This is a genomic window from Mycobacterium sp. E183 (genome assembly GCF_001667735.1).
Lineage (GTDB): Bacteria > Actinomycetota > Actinomycetes > Mycobacteriales > Mycobacteriaceae > Mycobacterium.
Window position 1 is genome coordinate 1 of the sequence record NZ_LZJN01000101.1, and the last position, 23,129, is coordinate 23,129.

Sequence of the window (23,129 nt, forward strand, 5' to 3'; positions counted from 1 at the left end):
TCTTGCCGATCAACGCCTGGCCGAGCATCTCGCGGAGCTGGGACAGCTGGTGGTCGTCGATGACGTCGCCGAGTTCGTCGACCGGCTCCACGACGTCAAGCCGTTGTCCTCCGCCGAGCGCAGCGCGATCCTGAGCTTCCTGGAGTCCGGCGTCGACCTGGACGACGTGCTGCGCCGGGCGGTGCGACTGCTGGCCCAACTGACCCGCCAGGTCGCCGTGGTGCAGTACCCGGCGCAGCACGTCGTCCACCGTGCGCCACCTCGAAGTGATCGCGCTGACGCCGGCCCGCCTGCTGATGGTGGTCATCACCGACACCGGTCGGGTGGACCAGCGCATCGTCGAACTCGGCGACGTCATCGACGACCACCAGCTGTCCCAGCTCCGCGAGATGCTCGGCCAGGCGTTGATCGGCAAGAAGCTATCGGCCGCCTCGATCGCGGTGGCCGACCTGGCCGGTCAGCTCCGTGCCCCGGACGGCCTGGGCGACGCCGTCGGCCGCTCGGCGACCGTGTTGCTGGAGTCGTTGGTGGAACACACCGAAGAACGCTTGCTGATGGGCGGGACCGCCAACCTGACGCGCAACGCCGCCGATTTCGGCGGCTCGCTGCGCTCGATCCTCGAGGCCCTCGAGGAGCAGGTGGTGGTGCTGCGGTTGCTGGCGGCCCAGCAGGAAGCCGGTAAGGTGACGGTGCGTATCGGCCATGAGACGGCCGCCGAGCAGATGGCGGGCACTTCGATGGTGACCACCGCCTACGGCACCTCCGACACCGTGTTCGGCGGAATGGGTGTGCTGGGGCCCACCCGGATGGACTATCCGGGAACTATCGCCAGCGTCGCCGCGGTTGCCCTCTATATCGGCGAAGTCCTGGGTGCTCGATGAACGCGCACCCGCGGCACGCGCAGGCGCGATAAGGACCAGGTTTAGGAGAGTCAGGCGTGGCACGCGACTATTACGGGCTGCTCGGGGTGAGCAGGAACGCCAGCGACGCGGAGATCAAGCGCGCATACCGCAAGCTGGCGCGCGAACTGCATCCCGACGTCAACCCGGATGAGGCCGCGCAGGCGAAGTTCAAGGACATCAGCGTCGCCTACGAGGTGCTCAGCGACCCCGAGAAGCGCCGCATCGTCGACCTCGGCGGCGACCCGATGGAAAACGCTGCCGCGGGCGGCGGGTTCGGCGGCGGGTTCGGCGGCCTCGGCGACGTGTTCGAGGCCTTCTTCGGCGGCGGCTTCAGCGGCGGCGCGACCTCGCGCGGTCCGATCGGCCGGGTGCGGCCGGGCTCGGACTCGCTGCTGCGGATGCGGCTCGACCTCGAAGAGTGCGCCACCGGGGTGACCAAACAGGTCACCGTCGACACCGCGGTGCTGTGCGACCGCTGCCAGGGCAAGGGCACCAACGGCGATTCCGTGCCGGTCCCGTGCGACACCTGCGGCGGCCGCGGCGAGGTCCAGACGGTGCAGCGGTCGCTGCTCGGCCAGGTGATGACCTCCCGGCCGTGCCCCACCTGCCGCGGCGTCGGCGTCGTCATCCCCGATCCCTGCCACCAGTGCATGGGTGACGGCCGGGTCCGCGCCCGCCGGGAGATCAGCGTGAAGATCCCCGCCGGGGTCGGCGACGGGATGCGGGTTCGGCTCGCCGCCCAGGGCGAGGTCGGACCCGGGGGAGGGCCGGCCGGCGACCTGTACGTCGAGGTGCACGAGCAGGCCCACGACGTCTTCGTCCGCGAGGGCGACGACCTGCACTGCACGGTGTCGGTGCCCATGATCGACGCCGCGCTGGGCGCCACGGTCACGATCGACGCCATCCTGGACGGCATCAGCGAGGTCACCGTTCCGCCTGGCACGCAACCGAATTCGGTCATCACACTGCGGGGGCGCGGGATGCCGCACCTGCGGTCGGGCACCCGTGGCGACCTGCACGTCCACGTCGAGGTGGTGGTGCCCACCCGGCTGGACCACCACGACACCGAACTGTTGCGTGAGCTGAAGGCCCGGCGCAGCCGCGACGTGCCCGAGGTCCGCTCGACGCACGCCGGCGGCGGCCTGTTCAGCCGGCTGCGCGAGACCTTCACCGGGCGCTAGCCGCCTCCCTTCGCCGAGCGTGGTGTCTATGGACGAATTCGGGGTGGTCTTCGTGCGTAACCCCCACACTCGTCGACGTTAGGAGCAACGCGATGGTCGCGACCCTCTTCTACGTCGACGCACTGCCCGACGTCGGTTCGTTGGCCGTGGTCGACGGTGACGAGGGATTTCACGCCGCCACCGTGCGGCGCATCCGCCCCGGCGAGCAACTGGTCCTCGGCGACGGCGCCGGCGGGCTGGCGCACTGCGAGGTCGAGCACGCCGGCCGCGACGGCTTGCGCGCCCGGGTGCTGAAGCGCTGGAGTGTCGCGGCCGGGCAGCCGCCCGTCACCGTGGTCCAGGCGTTGCCGAAGTCGGAGCGCTCGGAGCTGGCCATCGAACTGGCCACCGAAGCCGGCGCCGACGCATTCCTGGCCTGGCAGGCGGCCCGGTGTGTGGCCAGTTGGCAGGGTGCCCGCGTGGACAAGGGCCTGCGCCGTTGGCGCGCCGTCGCCCGTTCGGCGGCCCGGCAGTCGCGTCGGGCGCACATCCCGCCCGTCGACGGCGTCCTGTCCACCGCGGCGCTGGTCGAGCGGGTTCGCGACGAGCTGCGCGCGGGAGGGGTGGTCCTGGCGTTGCACGAGTCGGCCGCCGACCCGCTCGCCCACGCCGATATCGCGGGTGCGGCTTCGCTGCTCCTTGTGGTGGGTCCCGAGGGCGGCATCGCGCAAGACGAGATCGCCGCGTTGACCGAGGCGGGCGCGCTGGCGGTGCGGCTGGGCCCCCAGGTGCTGCGGACCTCGACAACCGCGGCGGTGGCGCTCGGCGCGCTCGGCGTGCTCACCCCGCGGTGGGATACCGCGTCGAACCTGTAGTTTTGCGCGCCCGCCACCATGGGGTCCGCTGGATATGACCGGGGGTGGCGGGCCGGGGCGGTGGCCGACGCCCGGCCGGCGAATGGCGGCTGAAGGCTGACCAACGAGTGGCCCCGGCGTAGACTTAGGCAGCCGAGCAAACCACCGACAAACCGAGAAAGCAGGCATCGAGAGCCACGTGACGCCCCGCGAGACCAGCGCTGTTGAGGCAGCCGGAGGCCTCCAGGCCAACGCCCAAGTACGCAGCAGCATCGATGTTCCGCCCGATGTCGTCGTCGGCTTGTTGGGCTCGGCGGACGAAAACCTCCGCGCGCTGGAGCGCAGCCTGAACGCCGATCTGCATGTGCGCGGCAACGCCATGACCGTCTCGGGCGAGCCGGCCGACGTCGCGCTCGCCGAGCGGGCGATCTCCGAGCTGGTCGCGATCGTCGCCAACGGACAGCCGCTGACGCCGGAGGTGGTCCGCCACAGCGTCGCCATGCTGACCGGCACCGACAACGAATCGCCGGCCGAAGTGCTCACCCTGGACATCCTGTCGCGGCGCGGCAAGACGATCCGGCCCAAGACGCTCAACCAGAAGCGCTACGTCGACGCGATCGACGCCAACACCATCGTCTTCGGGGTCGGCCCGGCCGGCACCGGCAAGACGTATCTGGCGATGGCCAAGGCGGTCAGCGCGCTGCAAACCAAACAGGTGAACCGCATCATCCTCACCCGGCCGGCGGTGGAAGCCGGTGAGCGCCTTGGCTTTCTGCCGGGCACACTGAGCGAGAAGATCGACCCTTACCTGCGGCCGCTGTATGACGCGCTCTACGACATGATGGATCCCGAGCTGATCCCGAAGTTGATGTCGGCCGGGGTCATCGAGGTGGCGCCGCTGGCCTACATGCGCGGTCGCACCCTGAATTCGGCGTTCATCGTCCTCGACGAGGCGCAGAACACCACCGCCGAGCAGATGAAGATGTTCCTCACCCGACTCGGCTTCGGCTCGAAGATGGTGATCACGGGCGACATCACCCAGGTGGACCTGCCCGGTGGCGCCAGGTCGGGCCTGCGCTCGGCGATCGAGATCCTCGACAGCGTGGAGGACATTCACATCGCGGAACTGACCAGTGCCGACGTGGTGCGCCACCGGCTGGTCTCCGAAATCGTGGACGCCTACGCGAAATTCGAAGAGCCCGGGTTGGCGACCAACCGGGCGGCCCGGCGGGCCTCAGGCTCCCGCGGGCGCCGGTGATGAAGGCTGTGACTGGTTGATGGGCGTCCTATGAGCATCGAGGTCTCCAACGAGTCGGGCGTTGACGTTTCCGAAACCGAATTGATCAGCGTCGCGCGGTTTGTCATCGCCAAGATGGACGTCAACCCCGCCGCAGAGCTGTCGATGGTGCTGCTGGACACCGCGGCGATGGCCGACCTGCACATGCGCTGGATGGACCTGCCCGGGCCGACGGACGTGATGAGCTTCCCGATGGACGAGTTGGAGCCGGGGGGCCGGCCGGATGCCCCGGAGCCGGGGCCGTCGATGCTGGGTGACATCGTGCTGTGCCCCGAATTCGCGGCCGGGCAGGCCGACGCGGCGGGCCACACCCTGGGCCATGAGCTGGCGCTGTTGACCATCCACGGCGTGCTGCACCTGCTGGGCTACGACCACGGCGAACCGGACGAGGAAAAAGAGATGTTCGCCCTGCAGGACCGATTGCTCGAAGAGTGGGTCGCCGAGCAGGTCCAGGCCTACCAACAAGATCGCCAGCAGGAGCGGGACCGTCAATTGCTGGACAAGTCAAGGTATTTCGACAATTGAGCCGACTAAAAGCACTCGGGATCGCGGCCGCGGCCGCCGTCGCCCTGGCACCGGTCTCGGTGGTGGCCACCACGATCGGCGTCGCCGAGGCGGCCCCGTGCGCCGGCGGCGGGTCCAACCCGACCAGCTGCAACTGGTGCCAGTACCTGGTTGCGCAGTATCACACCTCCAACGTGTGCTCCCAGGACGCGCCGCCCCGCCGGGTTCAGCCGCCGCCGAGCCCGGTGCAGATTCCGGAGGTGCCCGCGTACGTGCCGCCGAGCACGGTTCCGGTGCAGGCTCCACCGCTCATCCCTCCGCCGAACCTGCCGCCCGCGAACGCCCTTCCGACGATCAATCCGCCGGGCCCCGACGCGTCGAGGAACGTCTCGGTGGTGGCTCCGCCCCGGGGGCTCGATGTTCCCGCCCAGGCGGTCGCGGCGGCCAAGGCCGCACCGCCGACGCGCGTCAATCCCGCCGACCCGCCGAAACCGCCGAAGCAGGTCGACTTCAACCAGCGGGTGCAGAACGTCGTCAGCACCCACCGGGAGAACGTCGACGTCCTGAAGGTCGACAACCAGCGGCTGGTCCGGCCCCGGCACTGGGACTACGTCGACTACGACGACGCCTTCCGCCGCCCGGCGCTGTACAACCCGCTGAACCAGGCGATGACGTTCCGCTACTCCTACGGCGGCGCCGACCGGGAGGCGTACGTGCCGCCCGGCGCCCGGATCGTGCTCGACGCCGCCACCGTCGGCGTCGTCCCCTTCACGGCGGTCGGTGACGGCTGGGTGGTCTCGGGCAGCTTCTACGGCGGGGGCTCGGTACCGCCGGACGGTTTCAACGGCCCGCCGCCGCCGGACTACAAGCCACCCGAGCCGCCGAAGCTCTACCAGAACGTCTTGGTCTCCGTGCCCGCCGCCAACCAGACGCTGGAGGTCGGCCAGGTGTCGGTGGTGGGCCGGGACGAGAGCCAACCCGGGGGTAGCCAAGACCTCTTCCTGCTCGACGACTCCACGTTGGCCTGGGGCCAGACCAACGACTCCAGCAGCAGCAGCAGCCAGATCAGCGTCACCAAGACCCAGTCGCTGCCGCACGCCGGACCCACCGACGACGGCAGCTTCCTGGTGGTGCTCGCGGTCCGCCCGCACGAGGATCCGGCCCAACCCGCCCAGCCCTGGTGGCCCTCGGCGCTGGGCTATGGGGCATTGGGGGTCGTGGTGTGCCTTGGGGCCTGGGCCCTCAACCGAAAGCGGAGCGACGACGACGTGGAGCCGGTCACCGCATCGAGGTCTTCCGGCAATTGACCGGTCTGTCCTGGCTGCTCGGCGCGATGGCGCTGATCGCTATCGGCGGGCTGTTCGCCGCGATCGACGCGGCCATCAGCACGGTGTCGCTGGCCCGGGTCCAGGAGCTCGTGCGCGAGGAGCGGCCCGGCGCCGTGTCGCTGGCCGAGGTGATGGCCGAGCGGCCGCGTTACATCAACCTGGTCGTCCTGCTGCGGATCACGTGCGAGATCACGGCCACCGTGCTGCTGGTGCTGTTTCTGTACGACAACTTCGGTCTCACCTGGGCGCTGTTCGGTGCGGCGGCCACCATGGTGGTCATCAGTTTCGTGGTCATCGGGGTGGGCCCGCGCACCCTCGGCCGTCAGCACGCGTACTCCATCTCGTTGACGACAGCCGTTCCGCTGCGGCTCATCTCGTGGTTGTTGATGCCGCTCAGCCGGCTGCTGGTCGTCCTGGGTAATGCGCTGACGCCCGGCCGCGGCTTGCGCAACGGGCCGTTCGCGTCCGAGATCGAGCTACGCGAAGTCGTCGACCTGGCCCAGCAGCGCGGCGTGGTCGCCGCCGACGAGCGCCGGATGATCGAGTCGGTCTTCGAACTCGGCGACACCCCGGCCCGCGAGGTCATGGTGCCGCGCACCGAAATGATCTGGATCGAAAGCGACAAGCTGGCCAGTCAGGCGTTGAACCTGGCGGTGCGCAGCGGGCACTCGCGTCTTCCGGTGATCGGGGAGAACGTCGACGACATTGTCGGGGTCGTCTACCTGAAAGACCTTGTCCAGCAGAGCTTTCTCTCGGGTGACGGCGGCCGGGGCATCACCGTGGCCCAGGTGATGCGTCCGGCGGTGTTCGTGCCGGACTCCAAGCCGCTGGATACGCTGCTGCGCGAGATGCAGCGCGACCGCAACCACATGGCCCTGTTGGTCGACGAGTACGGCGCGATAGCCGGCCTGGTGACCATCGAGGACGTGCTGGAGGAGATCGTCGGCGAGATCGCCGACGAATACGACCAGGCCGAGACGGCGCCGGTAGAAGACCTGGGCGACAAACGGTTTCGCGTCTCGGCGCGGCTGCCGATCGAAGATCTCGGCGAGCTTTACGGGGTGGACTTCGACGACGATCTCGACGTCGACACCGTGGGCGGCCTGCTGGCCCTGGAGCTGGGCCGGGTTCCGTTGCCCGGGGCCGAGGTAGTCTCGCATGGCCTGCGGCTCCAGGCCGAAGGCGGCACCGACCACCGGGGACGCGTTCGCATCGGCACGGTCCTGCTGAGCCCGGTCGAGCCCGAGTCCAACGGCTCGGACGGGGAGAGCCCCTCGTGACGTCGAACGTCCGCCCACCGCGAACGTGCGGCCCGCGGCCAGCCACGGGTGCAAGTTCGGCGAGATGACCGAATTCCATTCCGGTTTCGTGTGTTTGGTCGGCAGACCGAACACCGGCAAGTCGACGCTGACGAACGCGCTCGTCGGCTCCAAGGTGGCGATCACCTCGACGCGGCCGCAGACCACCCGCCACACCATTCGCGGCATCGTGCACCGGGAGAACTTTCAGATCATCCTGGTGGACACGCCGGGCCTGCACCGGCCGCGGACACTGCTCGGCAAGCGGCTCAACGACCTGGTGCGCGACACCTACGCCGAAGTCGACGTGATCGGCCTGTGCATCCCGGCCGACGAGGCGATCGGTCCGGGGGACAGGTGGATCGTCGACCAAATCCGTTCGACCGCACCGAAAACGACCTTGATCGCCATCGTCACCAAGATCGATAAGGTGCCCAAAGATCGGGTGGCCGCGCAGCTGGTCGCGGTCAGTGAACTGGTCGGCGACTCGGCCGAGATCGTCCCCGTGTCGGCCGCCACCGGTGCTCAGGTGGACGTGCTGATCGACGTGCTGGCCGCGGCGTTGCCGGCCGGCCCGGCGTACTACCCCGACGGGGAACTGACCGACGAACCCGAGGAAGTCCTGATGGCCGAGCTCATCCGCGAGGCCGCCCTGGAGGGCGTTCGCGACGAGCTGCCGCATTCGCTGGCGGTCGTCATCGACGAGGTGAGTCCCCGCGCGGACCGCGACGACCTGATCGACGTGCACGCGTTGCTTTACGTCGAGCGCGACAGCCAGAAGGGCATCATCATCGGCAAGGGTGGGACCCGGCTGCGCCAGGTGGGTACGGCGGCGCGCGGCCAAATCGAGAAGTTGCTCGGCACCAAGATCTACCTGGACCTGCGCGTGAAGGTCGCCAAGAATTGGCAGAGCGATCCCAAACAGCTTGGCCGGCTTGGTTTCTGAAACAGACGCGGCGACCCGCTGCGCTCGGCTTCCGCTGATGGCGGCGACCCGCTGCGCCCGGCTTCGCCGCGCTTGCGATCGCCGCGCCCGCGATCGCCACCGCCGCGCGTGCGATCGCCGCTAGGCGAGCACGCGGATTGTCTGCAGCGACGGATCCGCCGCGTCGGGAACGTTCATGCCGGCGCGCACACCGGAACACAGGTAATCCAGCACCGCGTCGTTGAGTCGCTCGCCGGGCACCACCGCGGGAATCCCCGGCGGATACGGCGTGCACTGCTCGGCGGCAACGCGGCCCGCGGCCCTGTCGGTGGGAACTTGCTCGACGCGCATCCAACTGTGGAGCACCAGATTGGTCCACGGCGAACGGATACCCGCCTTGCCCTCGGCTATGCGATCGCCTCGAGTCATGCGTGTTCGCGCACCGCCGCAAGCGAATTCAACTTTCGAGGATGTGCCGCTTACCGGTTCACCCTCGCGGCGGCGGGGTACCGGCTACCGGCGGCGCTCCCGTTTCGGCGTTCCACCACACCGTCGGTTGTTTGGTCGACCATCCGCACACGGCCTCGAGCTCGGCGGCCAGCGAGATCAGCATGCCCTCGCTGTTGGCCGGCCCCATCAGTTGCACCCCGATGGGCAACCCCTCGGAGGTGAACCCGGCCGGCACGTTGATCGAGGGCCAGCCCAGCACGTTCCAGGGAAAGGTCAGCGGGCACGCGGCGATCATCGCGCGGTCGGTGCCGAAGCTGCTCAGCCGGTCGAAGGCGCGGGCCAGCGGTGGCGGTTGGGCGGTTGTCGGAGCCAGGACGACATCGACGATGTCGAAGATCGAACCCACCCGACGCTGGGCGGCGGCTTCGTGCCGGCGTGCGGTGCGCAGAATCGCCTGACCCAGCACATGGCCCATGCGCAGGTTGGCCACCGTGCGAGGGTCGAGCACCACCCCGTCGCCCAGCCGCTCCTCCCAGTCCCGCAGGCCGGCGGTGGACCGGGCGAGGAAGTCCCACGACAGCCGCAGGCCGTAGTCGGGATTGCCGGGAACGACGGTGTGGCCGAGCAACTCCAGTTGCTTGGCCACGGCACGCGTCGCGGCCACGATTTCCGGGTGCAGCTTGGGCCGGAAACCGGTGTACGGGAATCGGGTCGACAGCGCGATGTTGAGCGGTCCGGGTGCGATGCCGACATAGTCGGACGCGGTGATCGGGGGCGGCTTGTGCCGGTCCCCCTCGACGTTGCCCGACGCCGCGTCGAGCACGAGCGCCGCATCGGCCACCGTGCGGGCCAATACCCCATTGACCGTGATGCCGTTGAACGCATCGGGCAGCGGCCAGGTGGAGATGCGGCCGCGCTGCGGCTTGATGCCCACCAGGTGCGTCCAGGCGGCGGGGATCCGGATGCTGCCGGCCCCGTCGGAGCCGAGCGCCGCGGTGACCAGCCCCGCGGCCACCGCGGCGGCGCTGCCCCCCGACGAGCCGCCGGGGGTGTGCCGTCGCGACCAGGGGTTGCGGGTGTGCCCGAAGCCGGGGCCGCTGGTGAAGGGCCACTGGCCGAGCTCGCAGGTGTTGGTCTTGCCGACGATCACCGCGCCGGCGGCCCTGAGGCGGCGGACCACCTCGGCGTCGTGGGCGGCGGGCGGGACATGGCCTTCCGTGCCGTACGCGGTCGGCACTCCAGCAACGTCGACGTCGTCTTTGACCGCGATCGGGATGCCGAGCAGCGGCGCCGTGTCCCCGGCTGCCCGTCGCCGGTCGGCCGCCGCCGCCGCGGCCAGCGCCGACTCGGTGAGCACCACCCGGAAGGCGTTCAGCGTCGGCTGGCTCGCGTGGATGGCGTGCAGGGACCGCCGCACCAGTGTGACCGATGTCACGGACCGATTGGCCAGCTGATAAAGCAGGTCAGTCAGCGTGGGCAGGCGCTGGCCACCGGATCCGAAAACGGACCCGGGACCTGACTCGGAAGCGCCAATCACGGGGTACGAGACTAACCGGCGCGGATACCAGCATTGTCGCGGCGGGGTGCAAAACTATTGTGATGCGGCTGTATCGAGACCGGGCTGTGGTTTTGCGCCAGCACAAGCTCGGCGAAGCCGACCGGATCGTCACCCTGCTTACCCGCGATCACGGCTTGGTTCGCGCGGTGGCGAAGGGCGTTCGTCGCACCCGCAGCAAATTCGGCGCACGCCTGGAGCCATTCGCACACATCGACGCGCAGCTGCATCCCGGCCGCAATCTCGACATCGTCACCCAGGTGGTTTCGATCGACGCGTTCGCCACCGACATCGTCAGCGATTACGGCCGCTACACCTGCGGGTGCGCGATGCTGGAAACCGCCGAACGCCTCGCCGGTGAGGAGCGGGCTCCCGCCCCGGCCCTGCACCGGCTCACGGTGAGCGCGCTGCGGGCGGTGGCCGACGGCCGCCGGTCCCGGGACCTGCTGCTGGACGCCTACCTGCTGCGCGCCATGGGCATCGCCGGATGGGCGCCGGCGCTGACCGAGTGCGCGCGGTGCGCCACACCGGGACCGCACCGGGCGTTCCATGTCGGCGCCGGGGGCAGCGTGTGCCCGCACTGCCGTCCGGCCGGTTCGACGACACCGCCGCCGGGCGTGCTGGACCTGATGTCCGCGCTGCACGACGGCGATTGGGAGTTCGCCGAAAAGGCCACGCAATCGCACCGCAGCTACGTCAGCGGGCTGGTGGCCGCGCACCTGCAATGGCACCTGGAGCGGCAGCTCAAAACGTTGCCACTGGTGGAACGGACGTATCACGTCGACCGCACCATCGCCGAACGACGTGCAGCAGCGCTGATCGAGCAGGATTTGGACTGTGGCTAGCAAGGCCGAGCGGAAGTCGGCGTCCGCCGCCTTCCCGCAGCTGCCTCCCGCCCCCGACGACTATCCGGTCTTCCCCGAAAGGTCGACCTGGCCGGTGGTATTTCCCGAGCTGCCGCCTGCCCCAGGCGGTGGCCCGAGCCGGCCGCCACAGCACATCTCGAAAGCGGCGGCGCCCCGGATCCCGGCCGACCGACTGCCCAATCATGTGGCGATCGTGATGGACGGCAACGGCCGCTGGGCCACCCAACGCGGGCTTACCCGTACCGACGGCCACAAGGCGGGCGAGGCGGTCGTCATTGACATCGTCTGTGGCGCAATTGAAGTGGGGATCAAGTGGCTCAGCCTGTACGCCTTCTCCACCGAGAACTGGAAGCGTTCACCCGAGGAGGTCCGTTTCCTCATGGGCTTCAACCGCGATGTGGTGCGCATGCGCCGGGTGAACCTCAAGACCATAGGGGTCAAGATCCGCTGGGTGGGTTCGCGCCCACGCCTGTGGCGCAGCGTGATCAATGAATTGGCGATCGCGGAAGAGATGACCAAGGACAACGACGTCATCACCGTCAACTACTGTGTCAACTACGGGGGCCGCGCCGAAATCGCCGAAGCCACAAAAGAAATCGCCCGCTTGGCAGCCGCGGGCCGGCTGAACCCCGAGCGCATCACCGAGGCGACGGTGGCGCAGCACCTGCAGCGACCCGACATCCCCGACGTCGATCTTTTCCTGCGCAGCTCGGGGGAGCAGCGGTCCAGCAATTTCATGCTGTGGCAGGCCGCCTATGCGGAGTACATCTTCCAGGACAAACTGTGGCCCGACTACGACCGTCGCGACCTCTGGGCTGCCTGCGAGGAATACGCTTCTCGCAATCGAAGATTCGGAAGCGCGTAGTGGGGACCGCAACGGGTCCTCACGGAGAGGATCCGATGCCATCACTGCAGGATCGTCTGGCGACGGTGCTCGGCGAAGTCCTTCCGGTCGAGGAGGAAACCGACGGGGCCCTGACCGTGCGCCATGGGGGGACCATCGCCTCGTTACGGGTGGTGAACATCGCCGACGACCTCGACCTGGTGTCGTTGACGCAGGTCGTGGCCTGGGATCTGCCGCTGACCAAGAAGATCAGCGATCAGGTAGCCAGACAGGCCCGCGAGAGCAACTTCGGCAGCGTCACGCTCGTCGAGAAGATCAACGATAAAGCCGTGCAACGTAATTCGGGCAAGAGCGCTGCCAAAAGCGCCGACGTGATGCTGCGCTATAACTTTCCCGGCGCCGGCCTGAGCGATCACGCGCTGCGCACTCTGGTTCTGCTGGTGCTGGATTCGGGCGCCGGGATACGTCGCACGTTGACGGGTTAGGGCCCTAGGACACCGCCGATTCGGTCAGCGCGACGGTGACCGATTCCCGGCTGTTGTCGCCGACGCGGGTCCGCAGCAACGAGCCCAGGCGATCTCGATCGTGCCGAGCCGGTCGAGTCGAGTCGACGAACCGCTCGACGACCTCGACGAAGCGATCCGGGTCGTCCTTGAACGGCATGTGCCCCGAGTTTTCGAAGATCTCCAAGCGTGACCCGGGTATCGCGTCATGGGCTGTCCGGGCATGGTCTACCGGGATCACGAAATCGTCCTCGCCCCAGATCACTTGCACCGGAATGGGTTGCGCCAGATAGCTTCGGTCCAGCATGGTGACGAATTGGCCGCGCCTGTCCACCACGGATCGCAACGTGCGCGCGAACGCCGAGAGTGCGCGCGGGTCCCGGAAGCCCTCGAGCAGATTCACCACGTCGCCGATGTCGTGCCCGAGGTTGGTGGGGCCCAGCACGGTCGCCATGGCCCGCCCGAACAGTCGCATCGCCAGCATCACGCCCGGAATGCGCAGCATGGCCAGGGCCTCGCTGCCCATCGGCATCGCCGCCAACCGCAGGGCCATGCTTACCTCCTGGGCCACGCCACCGCTGCTGACCAGCACGATGCGCTCGACCAGCTCCGGGTATTGATAGGCGAATTGCATTGCCACACCGCCACCGAACGAATGCCCGACCAGGGTGACGCGATCGATGTCAAGCGCGGCAAGCAGGTCTCGCATGCCGTTCGCGAAGGCCGCCAGGGAGTAGTCGGCGCGTGGTTTGTCCGATTCCCCGTGTCCCAGCAGATCCGGTGCGATCACGGTAAACCGCTGCGCGAGTTTGGCGTGTACGGGCTCCCATGACGTGGACTTGTCGCCGACGCCGTGGATCAGCAGCAGGGCCGGTCCCGACCCGGCGACCCGGAAGGCGCGCCGGTGGCCATGGATGGTGCGAAATTGCAGTGACGGAGCCTCGACGTCGCGCACGGGCCGCAGATGGGGCGATGGGTGGTTCCGCATGGTGCTCACTTCCCTGGAGTTCTTGCTTGGCTCGGCCCGTGGGCCACTCATCGGGTAGGAGCACGCGGCGGGCGCGTGTCGGACACTTTTTCTTCAGAACTTTTTTCAGACGTGCCGCGGTCGGTCGGCCCGGGTCAACCTACGACCCGCACTGTGAACACGTGCCGAAGATCTCGATGGTGTGGCTGACGTCGGAATAGCCGTGCTTGGCGGCGATTTGCGCCGCCCACTGCTCGACCTCGTGGTCGCCGACTTCGATGGTGGAACCACAGCTGCGGCACACCAGGTGGTGATGGTGATGCTCGGAACACCTGCGGTAGACCGACTCACCGGTGTCGGTCCGCAGCGTGTCGACCATTCCCGCCGCCGCCATGGATTGCAACGTCCGGTAGACGGTGGTCAGCCCAATGTTCTCACCGCGGCGGCGAAGCTCGTCGTGCAACTCCTGCGCCGAGCGGAAGTCGTCGAGGGTGTCCATCAGCGTCGAAATCGCCGCTCGCTGCCGGGTCGAACGCACGCTCGTGCCGGTCAAAGCGTGTCCTCGCTCGCGTGCGCGACGGCGTCCACCACGATGTGCGCCAGGTGGTGGTCGGCAAGCCGGTACAGCACCTCGCGGCCGGACCGTTCGCCGGTGACGACGCCGGCGGCCTTGAGAATCTTCAGGTGCTGGCTCACCAGTGGCTGCGGCACACCGAGCGCGTCGACCAGCTCGTGCACGCAGCGGTGGGATTCGCGCAGCTGCAGCACGATGGCGATCCGCACGGGTGCGGCGAGCGCGCGCAGCAGCTCGCCGGCGGCGTCGAGGATCTCCCGCGGCGGCGGCACGGGGTAGTCGGCCAGTGCGCCGGACCCGGTTCCGCCGTGCTCGTGGGCCACCACGCTCAGGTCACCCGCGGTGGTCGGCATCGGGGAAGGCGGAGAGGGGGACATCGCCATGGGAGAGAGTCATCACCTCGGAAAGTGCCAGGTTGTGGGCGGGATCCGCCGGGAGGTCTCGCGGGCGGCCGACCTCCACTGTCACATGCATGATGACGCATGTCAAAGACCCCGGCGCCGATCGTTACCATGACTGATGCTCTGCGCGCGGCGGTCGATCGCCGCGCGTGCCCGATCAAACCCGGAAAGGGAGTGCACCACGCCGTGGCGTCCGTCATCGACACCGTAGTCAACCTGGCCAAACGGCGCGGCTTCGTCTTTCCCTCGGGCGAGATTTACGGCGGCACCCGCTCGGCGTGGGACTACGGCCCGCTGGGCGTGGAACTCAAGGAAAACATCAAACGGCAGTGGTGGCGGTCGGTGGTCACCGGGCGCGACGACGTAGTGGGAATCGATTCGTCGATCATCCTGCCGCGGCAGGTCTGGGTGGCGTCCGGCCACGTCGAGGTCTTTCACGATCCGTTGGTCGAGTGCCTGAACTGCCACCACCGGCATCGCCAGGACCACATGCAGGAGGCCTACGCGGCCAAAAAGGGGATCGACGACCCCGACACGGTGCCGATGACCGAGATCGTCTGCCCGGATTGCGGCACGAAGGGCCAGTGGACGGAGCCACGCGAGTTCAACATGATGCTCAAGACCCACCTCGGGCCGATCGAGACCGAGGAGGGTCTGCACTATCTGCGCCCGGAGACCGCGCAGGGCATCTTCGTCAATTTCGCCAACATCGTCACCACGGCGCGCAAGAAACCGCCATTCGGCATCGGCCAGATCGGCAAGAGTTTTCGCAACGAGATCACGCCGGGCAACTTCATTTTCCGAACGCGCGAGTTCGAGCAAATGGAAATGGAGTTCTTCGTCGAGCCTTCCACCGCGAAGGAATGGCACCAGTATTGGATCGACACCCGGCTGCAATGGTATGTCGATCTGGGTATCGATCCGGAGAATCTGCGGCTGTTCGAGCATCCCCCGGAGAAGCTTTCGCATTACTCCGATCGCACCGTCGACATCGAGTACAAGTTCGGATTCGCCGGCAACCCGTGGGGCGAGCTGGAAGGCGTCGCCAACCGCACCGATTTCGACTTGTCAACCCACGCAAAGCATTCCGGTGCCGACCTGTCCTACTACGACCAAGTCAGCGACACCCGCTACACCCCCTACGTCATCGAACCGGCCGCCGGTCTGACGCGGTCCTTCATGGCGTTTCTGATCGACGCCTACACCGAGGACGAAGCGCCCAACGCCAAGGGTGTGCTGGAGAAGCGCACGGTGCTGCGGTTGGACCCCCGACTGGCCCCGGTCAAAGCCGCCGTGCTGCCGTTGTCCCGACACGCCGACCTGAGCCCGAAGGCCCGTGATCTGGCCGCCGAATTGCGGGCATGCTGGAACATCGACTTCGACGACGCCGGCGCGATCGGGCGGCGCTACCGGCGCCAGGACGAGGTGGGGACGCCGTTCTGCGTGACCGTGGATTTCGATTCGCTCGAGGACAACGCCGTCACGGTGCGCCAGCGCGACGACATGACGCAGGATCGCGTCCCGATGAACGCCGTGGCCGACTATCTCGCCGCACGGCTCAAGGGCTGCTGACCGGCGGCTGTTCGCGTTCTCAGGACACTTGTCCGGTTAGTCGGCGCGCTCGCCACGCCGGGGTATTAAACGTTTGATAAAAAGCCGCTTCTGGGTAGCCGATTGGCTTAGGCTCATAAAGCGAATGTTGCTCACGTGTCTAGTCGGCATGGGTGGTGTCGGGTTCGTATGCGTGTAGTGGGTGCCGTTGACTCGGTCGGTGGGTTGGGGATGTCGTGATTCCAGCTTTTCTTTTCTTCCCCCCCGAGATCAACTCTGCCCTGATGTATGGCGGCGCCGGACCCGGCCCATTGTTGACGGCGGCCGCGGCCTGGGAATCATTGGCGGCTGACCTGGCGGCCGCGGCGGCGTCGTTTGAGTCGGTAGTGACGGGAGTGGCCTCCGGTCCCTGGACCGGTCCGTCGTCGGCGGCGATGCTGGCGGCGTCGACGCCGTACCTGCAGTGGCTGATCTCGGCGGCGGGGCAAGCCGAGATGGCGGCCGCCCAGGCGACCGCGGCGGCGGCGGCGTACGAAGCGGCGTTCATGGCGACGGTGCCCACGCCGGAGGTCCTGGCGAACCGCATCCGATTGCTCATGCTGATCGCGACGAACTTCTTCGGCCAGAACACCCCGGCGATCGCGATGACCGAGATCGAGTACATGGAGATGTGGGCCCAGGACGTGGCCGCGATGGTGGGCTATCACATCGGGGCGCAGACCGTGGCGGCGACGTTGCCGACGTTCAGCATCCCGCCGACGCTGCTGAGTGGCTTGGTGACGGCGCCGCTGAGCTTCGCGTCCCAGGCTTTCGGCGCCTTCTCGTCGCTGGGCACCGCATTCGTGTCCGAGCTGCAGTCGGTGTTGGGGGCGTTCTTCCCCGGCCTGTCGTCGGTGACGTCGTTGCTGTCGTCGATGCCGGTGACGACGATGACCGCGCTGGCGCCGATCGGGATGTACCCGGCGAGCGCGCTGATGTCCCCGATGATGGTGCTGGCTCACAGCGCGGGACCCGTCGCACCCGCGGCGGCCGGCGTCACCACGGTGGCCGCCGAAGTGCCGCACGCCGCCGCGGGCGGCGTCCAAGGGCTGCAGTCGGCCGGCGGGCTGGGCGTTGCGACCGCCGGGTTGGGCACCGCCCGGTTCGTGGGATCGATCACCGTCCCGCCGACCTGGGAGGGGTCGATGCCGGTGCCGGCGGTCTTGACCAGCCTTGCCGTGCCGGCCCTAGGCGCCCAACTGCCGACGCCGATCGCGACCGGGACAACGTCGTCCGCGCCGTCCGCGGCCTCGGGTTCTGCGCCGGCCATGGCCATGGCGGTCGACGATCGGGGCGCGGACGGCGACAAGACCGACAAGAGGGGACGCCGCGGCGGCGAGAACCCACACGTAGTGCAGTCGCGGCCCAAGGTGGTGCCGCGGACGAAGGGCGGCTAGGGCTGGCTCCGCGCTCTGGGCGAGCCAGGAGAGGCTAGCGTCGCTAGCCACCATGGGCTCGGCGCTCGGAGCGAATGCGCGGGACACCGTCGTCGTGAATCGCGCCAATTGGCAAGGGTTTTGCGTTCGGCCGGCGCGGTATTTATCGCGTCGGTCCACCCTCCACGACTTGGGCCCGCAAGCCGCGCGTACGCTGCGCAGAAGCAAATCCACGTTTTTCCGGTATTTGCCCCAGGTTTGGCTTACGATGTGCCTGCTTGGTGTTATTGGGTTCGGCCACAGCGTCCGACAACGGCTGTGGAAGGGGGCAACATGCTTTTGCCTCTTGGTCCGCCGCTACCAGATGACTCGGTGTCGGCGGTTCGGGGTGAGTCGGGGATGCTCGGTGGCCTGTCGGTTCCGCTCAAGTGGGGCGTGGCCGTGCCGCCGGATGACTACGACCACTGGGCACCGAAGCCGGATGTGAGCGCCGACGCCATCGACACGGTGGCCGACGCCCCGGCCCCGGCCGTGATCGCGGAGACCAATCAGTGGAACGACTGGCAGCGGTGGGAAGGCGAGACGGAACCCCACTTCGAGATCCCGCGCACCGGCGGTGTGATACCGCATTCACCGGCCGCCGGCTGACCCTCTGGCGGCACGCGAGCGGTTCAGAATCGGCCGCCGCCACCCATGAAGCCGCCGCCGGACGACCCGCCGAATGACGTCGGACTCCAGCCGCCGAACCCTCCCCGCATGCCTCCACTGAGGACATTGCCGATGATGATTCCGCCAAGCATCGCGCCCATGTCGCCGCCCCCGCCACGAGTGACGGCGCGCTGAGCCGATTGCACGTCGGCATTCGCCAACGCCTGGGCCTGGGCGGCCAGCGTCGACGCCGCGTTGGCGTGGGAGATCGCGTCGGTTGGGCTGGTCGCCCGCTTGTCCCGCGCGGCCTGTAGGTGCCGTTGACCTTCGGCGAGCCGGGTGCGGGCCTCGGGGCCGACGCTGCCGCGGCGGGTGTCGATGTAGTCGGAGACCGCCCGCACCCGGGACTCGGCGGTGAACAGCGCCTGCTCCAAGGAGCGGTTGAGCTGCTCCGCGGCGGCCTGCTCCCGGGCCAGGGTGACCAGCAGCCCGTTGAGGTCGGCATCCGCCCTGGCCAACTGGGCGAACGCGCCCAGCGGGTCGGTGGATGCCCCGGCGCGCGCGACGTCGACCGCCCGGGCGGCCGCATCGCGCGCCGCGATCAGGTCGCCGGTGTGTGCGGGCATGTTGGGCTGCGCTTTGTGCAGTAACTCGTTGGCGCGCTTGATGTCCTCCTGAATGTCGGCCATCGTCGACGGCAGCCGATCGATGGCGTGCTGAATGTCGGTGGCCGCGTTGTCCACCGAGTCGAGTAGAGCCCGGGCCTGCCCGAGCGCGGACTCGGCCGCGCGGACGGCGTCCACCAAACCGGCCTGCCGGCCGCCGACGGCCTCGGCGGCCAAATCCCGGGCGGTGCTGATGTTGCGGTCGGCGAATGCCAGCCGCTCCTTAGCCGCCGTGGCGTTGCCGGACACCGAAGTCAGTGCGGCAGCGTCGAATTGGCCATGCAACTCGGCCAGCCGCTGTTCCGCGGGATCGATGCGGGCGGTGAGCTCGACGTACTGCTGGGTGAGCGCGTCGAGCCGCGACGGTGCGTTGATCACCAGGTCGCGCAGGTTCTCGAAGGCCTCGGTCTGCGACTCCAATTCGCGGTCGGCGCGCGCTGCCGCCACGACTACCCGGGTGAGCAGCTCTCGGCGCTGCGCGGGCGTCTCGGGCACGCTGTCGTCGAGCTGCTGCCGGACCGAGAAAGCTTGGGACAGCGTGGCTTTGGCGTTGTCCACCGCCTCGGTGAACGGCCGGGTCCGGTCCGCGCCGAATTCGGTGATCGCCAGGTCGAGTTCGTTCGCGCTGGTCCGAACGGCGTTGTCGACCTCCACCACCAGCGCGCGTGACAGGTCGTCGAGGGCCTGCAGCGGCACGGAGGCCAGCGCATCGACGTCGGTGGGGTCGACCCGCCGGGCGGCGGCCAATTCGGCCGCACGCCGCCGACGACCGCGGTACCGCATGACCAACAGCAGGGCCGCCAGCGCGACGAGAATGACGGCCAGCGTGACCAGCAGGGCCACCCGGCCCGACGAGCCCGGCGACACGTTGAGCCCGTTCGCCGCCGCGACCGCCGCACCGCTCCAGTCGCCGTTGTGCAGGGCGGGTTCGATCTTGTTGTGCCGCAAGTCGTCGACCTGGCGTGCGTTGACGCTCTTGACCGTGGATGGCACCAGGAACGCGTACGCGCGGCCGGTGGTGGCGACGGCCAGCAGGGCGTCATAGTTGCTCAAATCGCTGGCGCGCATCGTGTCCTGTGCCCAGCTCACCGCGCTCTGGCCGGAGAAGTCGTCGACGTAGACCACCCACAGCCGGATGTGGCGATCCGCGTAGAGCCTGCCCACCGCCGACGTGACCGCGGCGCGCCCGGAGTCCGAGAGGGCTCCCGCGTTGTCGGTGACATAGCCCGCCAGCCGGAAGGGCGGTTGCGCGTCGGCGGCGGGGGCCACGAGCAGGCCGCCGCCCAGACCGATCGCCAGGATCGTCGCGATCACGCCAAGCAGGCGAGCAGTGCGCATGACGCCAATTTAGCCTCGCGACAATGCCGGCAAATAGCGGTGCACGGGAGCGGTCCCTGCCCCGCAATCCCTGGCAGACTGTGCGTCGGTGACCACGAATCGGCAAGACCCTTACGACGACTTCGACCGTCAACGGCGGGTACGCGAAGCGCCGAAGACTGCGGGTTTGCCGGGGACGGAAGGCCAGCACCGCACCGACTTCGCCCGCGACCGCGCCCGGGTGCTGCACAGCGCCGCGCTGCGGCGGCTGGCCGACAAGACCCAGGTTGTCGGGCCGCGCGAAGGTGATACTCCGCGGACCCGGTTGACGCACTCGCTCGAGGTCGCCCAGATCGGCCGGGGGATGGCCGTCGGCCTGGGCTGCGACCTCGACCTGGTCGAGCTGGCCGGTCTCGCCCACGACATCGGCCATCCGCCCTACGGGCACAACGGCGAGCGCGCCCTCGATGAGGTCGCCGCCGACTACGGCGGCTTCGAGGGGAATGCCCAGAACTTTCGCATCCTGACCAGCCTCGAGCCGAAAGTGCTTGACGAACAAGGCAATAGCGCGGGGCTCAACCTGACCCGCGCATCGCTCGACGCGGTCACCAAGTATCCGTGGTTCCGTCGTGAACACAAGCGCAAGTTCGGGTTCTACGACGAGGACCGCGAACCGGCGGCCTGGGTGCGCGCCCGCGCGCCCGAGGGTCGGATGTGCCTGGAAGCGCAGGTGATGGACTGGGCCGACGACATCGCGTATTCGGTCCACGACGTCGAAGACGGCGTCGTCTCCCAGCGCATCGACCTGCGCGTGCTGGCCGACGACGACGAGGCGGCCGCGCTCGCCAAGCTGGGCGAGAGCGAATTCTCCAGGGTCAGCGCCGACGACTTCATGGCCGCCGCGGCACGGCTCTCGGGACTGCCGGTGGTCGCCGCGGTCGGCAAGTACGACGCCACACTGGCCGCCTCGGTCGCGCTCAAGCGGCTCACCAGTGAACTGGTCGGTAGATTCGCCTCGGCGGCCGTCGCCACCACCCGGGCCGCCGCCGGTCCAGGGCCGCTGGTGCGCTATCGGGCCGACCTGTTGGTGCCCGACCTGGTGCGCGCCGAGGTCGCCCTGCTGAAAATCCTGGCGCTGCAATTCATCATGTCCGATCCGCGGCATCTGGGTACCCAGGCCCTGCAGCGCGAACGGATCCACCGGGTGGCGCAGTGGCTGTATGCCGGGGCGCCGCAGACGCTCGACCCGGTGTTCGCCGCGGCGTTCACCACCGCCGCCGACGACCGCGCCCGGGTCCGGGTGATCGTCGATCAGATCGCCTCGTACACCGAGGGCCGGCTGGAACGCATCGACGCGCGCCAGGCCACCGGTTAGCCGCGCGTCATCCCTCGGCGGCGTCGCCGCCACCGCGGACTAGGCTGCCCGGCATGACCAAATTCAGCGGTATCGCCACCCTCGCGGTGGGGCTTCCCGTCGTCGCCATGACCGCCTGCAGTTCACCGCAACATGCGAGCACCCAGCCCGGCACCACCCCTCCGGTCAAGAGCGCCCCGCCGGCGTCGTCGGGCGAGACGACGACCGCGGCGCCCAACGGCGAATCGCTCAGCGCGCAACTGAAGACGCCGGACGGGCGGTCCGTCGCCACGGCGACGTTCGACTTCACCGGCGGGTACGTCACCGTAACGGTCAAGACGGTGGCCGGCGGCATCCTGTCACCGGGCTTCCACGGCCTGCACATCCATCAGATCGGCAAGTGCGAGCCCAACTCCGTCGCCCCGACCGGTGGTGCGCCCGGGAACTTCCTGTCCGCCGGCGGCCACTACAACGCGCCCGGGCACACCGGCAAGCCCGAAAGCGGCGACCTGACGTCGCTCGAGGTGCGTTCGGACGGCTCGGCCTACCTGGTCACCACCACCGACTCGTTCACCCGGGACGTGCTGGTGGGCGGCGAGGGCAAAGCCTTGATGCTGCACGGCGCCGAAAACACCGACAACGCCATGGAACGGGTGGCATGCGGCGTCATCGGAACGGGATAGCCGGCCGGCTCGGCGCTCTAGACTGAGCCGATGTCCAGCCCGGCAGGTTCGTGGGGTCACCGCCCGCGCGCGGGCGACGATGACGCCCGGCCCAGGGGCCGGGGCCGCATTCCCGATCGGGACATCGCCGCCATCCGCGAGCGGGTCCGCATCGACGAAGTCGTCGGCGACTACGTCCAATTGCGGCGCGCCGGTGCCGATTCCCTCAAGGGACTGTGCCCGTTCCACGACGAGAAGTCGCCGTCGTTCCACGTTCGCCCCAATCACGGACACTTCCACTGCTTCGGCTGCGGCGAAGGCGGCGACGTCTACGCGTTCATCCAGAAGATCGAGCACGTCACCTTCGTGGAGGCGGTCGAGTTGCTCGCCGACCGGATCGGTCACACCATCAGCTACACCGGGCCGGCGACCAGCGTGCAGCGCGATCGGGGCAGCCGCAGCCGCCTCGTCGCGGCCAACGCGGCAGCGGCGGAGTTCTACGCCGCGGCGCTGGAATCCGACGAGGCGGCCCCGGCCCGCCAGTACCTGACGGAGCGGAATTTCGACGCCGACGCGGCGCGCCGCTTCGGCTGTGGATTCGCCCCGTCCGGATGGGATTCGCTGACAAAGCATTTGGTGCGCAAGGGTTTCGAGTTCAAGGAGCTGGAAGCGGCCGGCCTGTCGCGGCAGGGGCGGCGTGGCCCGATCGACCGCTTTCACCGGCGGCTGCTGTGGCCGATCCGCACCGCGGCCGGCGAGGTGATCGGGTTCGGCGCCCGCCGGCTGTTCGACGACGATCCGATGGAGGCCAAGTACATCAACACGCCCGAGACGCTGCTGTACAAGAAGTCGTCGGTGATGTTCGGCATCGATCTGGCCAAGCGCGACATCGCCAAGGGGCATCAGGCGGTCGTCGTCGAGGGCTACACCGACGTGATGGCCATGCATCTGGCCGGGGTCACCACCGCGGTGGCGTCCTGCGGCACCGCGTTCGGCGACGAGCATCTGGCGATGCTGCGCCGGCTGATGATGGACGACAGTTTCTTCCGGGGCGAGCTGATCTACGTTTTCGACGGCGACGCGGCCGGC

21 protein-coding genes and 3 pseudogenes are annotated in these 23,129 nt (G+C 68.7%); 17 read left to right on the forward strand and 7 right to left on the reverse strand.

Annotated features, from left to right (window positions below; all coding sequences use genetic code 11):
• Positions 1–79, reverse strand: a pseudogene (locus A5691_RS28595) (hypothetical protein); the annotation flags it as partial.
• On the opposite strand from A5691_RS28595, the pseudogene A5691_RS09995 reads away from it, so the two are divergent.
• The 8 genes and pseudogenes from A5691_RS09995 to era form a co-directional block, all read left to right on the forward strand.
• A pseudogene (locus A5691_RS09995) lies at positions 71–881 on the forward strand (heat-inducible transcriptional repressor HrcA); the annotation flags it as partial. The pseudogenes A5691_RS28595 and A5691_RS09995 sit on opposite strands and share 9 nt — an antisense overlap.
• Positions 882–937: 56 nt before the next feature.
• Complete coding sequence (gene dnaJ, locus A5691_RS10000; protein ID WP_067748403.1) at positions 938–2,083, forward strand: molecular chaperone DnaJ; 1,146 nt, start codon at positions 938–940, stop codon at positions 2,081–2,083.
• Positions 2,084–2,175: 92 nt separating this feature from the next.
• Complete coding sequence (locus A5691_RS10005) at positions 2,176–2,937, forward strand: 16S rRNA (uracil(1498)-N(3))-methyltransferase (RefSeq protein WP_067785047.1); 762 nt, start codon at positions 2,176–2,178, stop codon at positions 2,935–2,937.
• Positions 2,938–3,115: 178 nt separating this feature from the next.
• Positions 3,116–4,174, forward strand: coding sequence for a PhoH family protein (locus tag A5691_RS10010; protein WP_067785050.1), 1,059 nt, complete (start codon positions 3,116–3,118; stop codon positions 4,172–4,174).
• 30 nt (positions 4,175–4,204) lie between these two features.
• Positions 4,205–4,738: an rRNA maturation RNase YbeY gene (ybeY, locus tag A5691_RS10015; RefSeq protein ID WP_067748409.1), complete on the forward strand. Its 534-nt coding sequence runs from the start codon at positions 4,205–4,207 to the stop codon at positions 4,736–4,738.
• The gene (locus tag A5691_RS10020; RefSeq protein ID WP_067785054.1) at positions 4,735–6,024 is read left to right on the forward strand and encodes a hypothetical protein; all 1,290 of its coding nucleotides are present in this window, start codon (positions 4,735–4,737) and stop codon (positions 6,022–6,024) included. The genes ybeY and A5691_RS10020 overlap by 4 nt, the downstream gene beginning before the upstream one ends.
• Positions 6,021–7,325 (forward strand): hemolysin family protein, encoded by a 1,305-nt coding sequence (locus A5691_RS10025; RefSeq protein ID WP_067785057.1) that lies wholly within the window; start codon positions 6,021–6,023, stop codon positions 7,323–7,325. Before A5691_RS10020 ends, A5691_RS10025 begins: the two co-directional genes overlap by 4 nt.
• A gap of 64 nt (positions 7,326–7,389) precedes the next feature.
• Entirely contained in the window at positions 7,390–8,289 is a 900-nt protein-coding gene (gene era, locus A5691_RS10030) for a GTPase Era (RefSeq protein WP_067785072.1), read from the forward strand.
• Positions 8,290–8,409: 120 nt separating this feature from the next.
• Here the strand turns inward: era and A5691_RS10035 are convergent.
• Positions 8,410–8,616 (reverse strand): annotated as a pseudogene (locus tag A5691_RS10035) (ornithine decarboxylase); the annotation flags it as partial.
• A 139-nt stretch (positions 8,617–8,755) separates the two neighbouring features.
• Positions 8,756–10,255 (reverse strand): amidase, encoded by a 1,500-nt coding sequence (locus A5691_RS10040; RefSeq protein WP_068016780.1) that lies wholly within the window; start codon positions 10,253–10,255, stop codon positions 8,756–8,758.
• 62 nt (positions 10,256–10,317) lie between these two features.
• Here A5691_RS10040 and recO point away from each other — a divergent pair, with 62 nt between their 5' ends.
• From recO to A5691_RS10055, 3 genes are read left to right on the forward strand one after another with little or no spacing between them, the layout of a single operon-like run.
• Positions 10,318–11,118, forward strand: coding sequence for a DNA repair protein RecO (recO, locus tag A5691_RS10045; RefSeq protein WP_067748417.1), 801 nt, complete (start codon positions 10,318–10,320; stop codon positions 11,116–11,118).
• A complete protein-coding gene (locus A5691_RS10050) occupies positions 11,111–12,004 on the forward strand; it encodes a decaprenyl diphosphate synthase (protein WP_067890072.1) in 894 nt (297 codons plus the stop codon). The genes recO and A5691_RS10050 overlap by 8 nt, the downstream gene beginning before the upstream one ends.
• 35 nt (positions 12,005–12,039) lie before the next feature.
• Positions 12,040–12,468, forward strand: a complete 429-nt coding sequence (locus A5691_RS10055; protein WP_067890070.1) for a hypothetical protein — start codon at positions 12,040–12,042, stop codon at positions 12,466–12,468.
• Positions 12,469–12,472: 4 nt separating this feature from the next.
• Here A5691_RS10055 and A5691_RS10060 read toward each other — a convergent pair whose 3' ends face one another.
• The 3 genes from A5691_RS10060 to A5691_RS10070 form a co-directional block, all read right to left on the reverse strand.
• Positions 12,473–13,474, reverse strand: coding sequence for an alpha/beta fold hydrolase (locus A5691_RS10060; RefSeq protein WP_068016783.1), 1,002 nt, complete (start codon positions 13,472–13,474; stop codon positions 12,473–12,475).
• A gap of 139 nt (positions 13,475–13,613) precedes the next feature.
• Positions 13,614–14,006, reverse strand: a complete 393-nt coding sequence (locus A5691_RS10065) for a Fur family transcriptional regulator (RefSeq protein WP_082950230.1) — start codon at positions 14,004–14,006, stop codon at positions 13,614–13,616.
• On the reverse strand, positions 14,003–14,410 hold the full coding sequence (locus A5691_RS10070; protein WP_067748423.1) for a helix-turn-helix transcriptional regulator: 408 nt from the start codon (positions 14,408–14,410) through the stop codon (positions 14,003–14,005). Before A5691_RS10070 ends, A5691_RS10065 begins: the two co-directional genes overlap by 4 nt.
• Before the next feature lie 192 nt (positions 14,411–14,602).
• Between A5691_RS10070 and A5691_RS10075 the strand changes: the two genes are divergently transcribed.
• From A5691_RS10075 to A5691_RS10085, 3 genes are all read left to right on the forward strand, one after another.
• Positions 14,603–16,000: a glycine--tRNA ligase gene (locus A5691_RS10075; RefSeq protein WP_067748561.1), complete on the forward strand. Its 1,398-nt coding sequence runs from the start codon at positions 14,603–14,605 to the stop codon at positions 15,998–16,000.
• Between the two features lie 215 nt (positions 16,001–16,215).
• Positions 16,216–17,415: a PPE family protein gene (locus A5691_RS10080; protein ID WP_067748425.1), complete on the forward strand. Its 1,200-nt coding sequence runs from the start codon at positions 16,216–16,218 to the stop codon at positions 17,413–17,415.
• A 378-nt stretch (positions 17,416–17,793) separates the two neighbouring features.
• Positions 17,794–18,042 (forward strand): hypothetical protein, encoded by a 249-nt coding sequence (locus A5691_RS10085; protein WP_067748427.1) that lies wholly within the window; start codon positions 17,794–17,796, stop codon positions 18,040–18,042.
• 23 nt (positions 18,043–18,065) lie between these two features.
• Here the strand turns inward: A5691_RS10085 and A5691_RS10090 are convergent, their stop codons facing one another.
• The gene (locus A5691_RS10090) at positions 18,066–20,045 is read right to left on the reverse strand and encodes a YgcG family protein (protein ID WP_067785066.1); all 1,980 of its coding nucleotides are present in this window, start codon (positions 20,043–20,045) and stop codon (positions 18,066–18,068) included.
• Positions 20,046–20,133: 88 nt separating this feature from the next.
• On the opposite strand from A5691_RS10090, the gene A5691_RS10095 reads away from it, so the two are divergent.
• The 3 genes from A5691_RS10095 to dnaG all read left to right on the forward strand — a co-directional run.
• Positions 20,134–21,399 (forward strand): deoxyguanosinetriphosphate triphosphohydrolase, encoded by a 1,266-nt coding sequence (locus A5691_RS10095; protein WP_067748431.1) that lies wholly within the window; start codon positions 20,134–20,136, stop codon positions 21,397–21,399.
• A gap of 53 nt (positions 21,400–21,452) precedes the next feature.
• Positions 21,453–22,061, forward strand: a complete 609-nt coding sequence (locus A5691_RS10100) for a superoxide dismutase family protein (RefSeq protein ID WP_067748433.1) — start codon at positions 21,453–21,455, stop codon at positions 22,059–22,061.
• A gap of 30 nt (positions 22,062–22,091) precedes the next feature.
• The coding region (gene dnaG / locus A5691_RS10105) for a DNA primase (protein ID WP_068266558.1) at positions 22,092–23,129 on the forward strand (1,038 nt) is incomplete at its 3' end.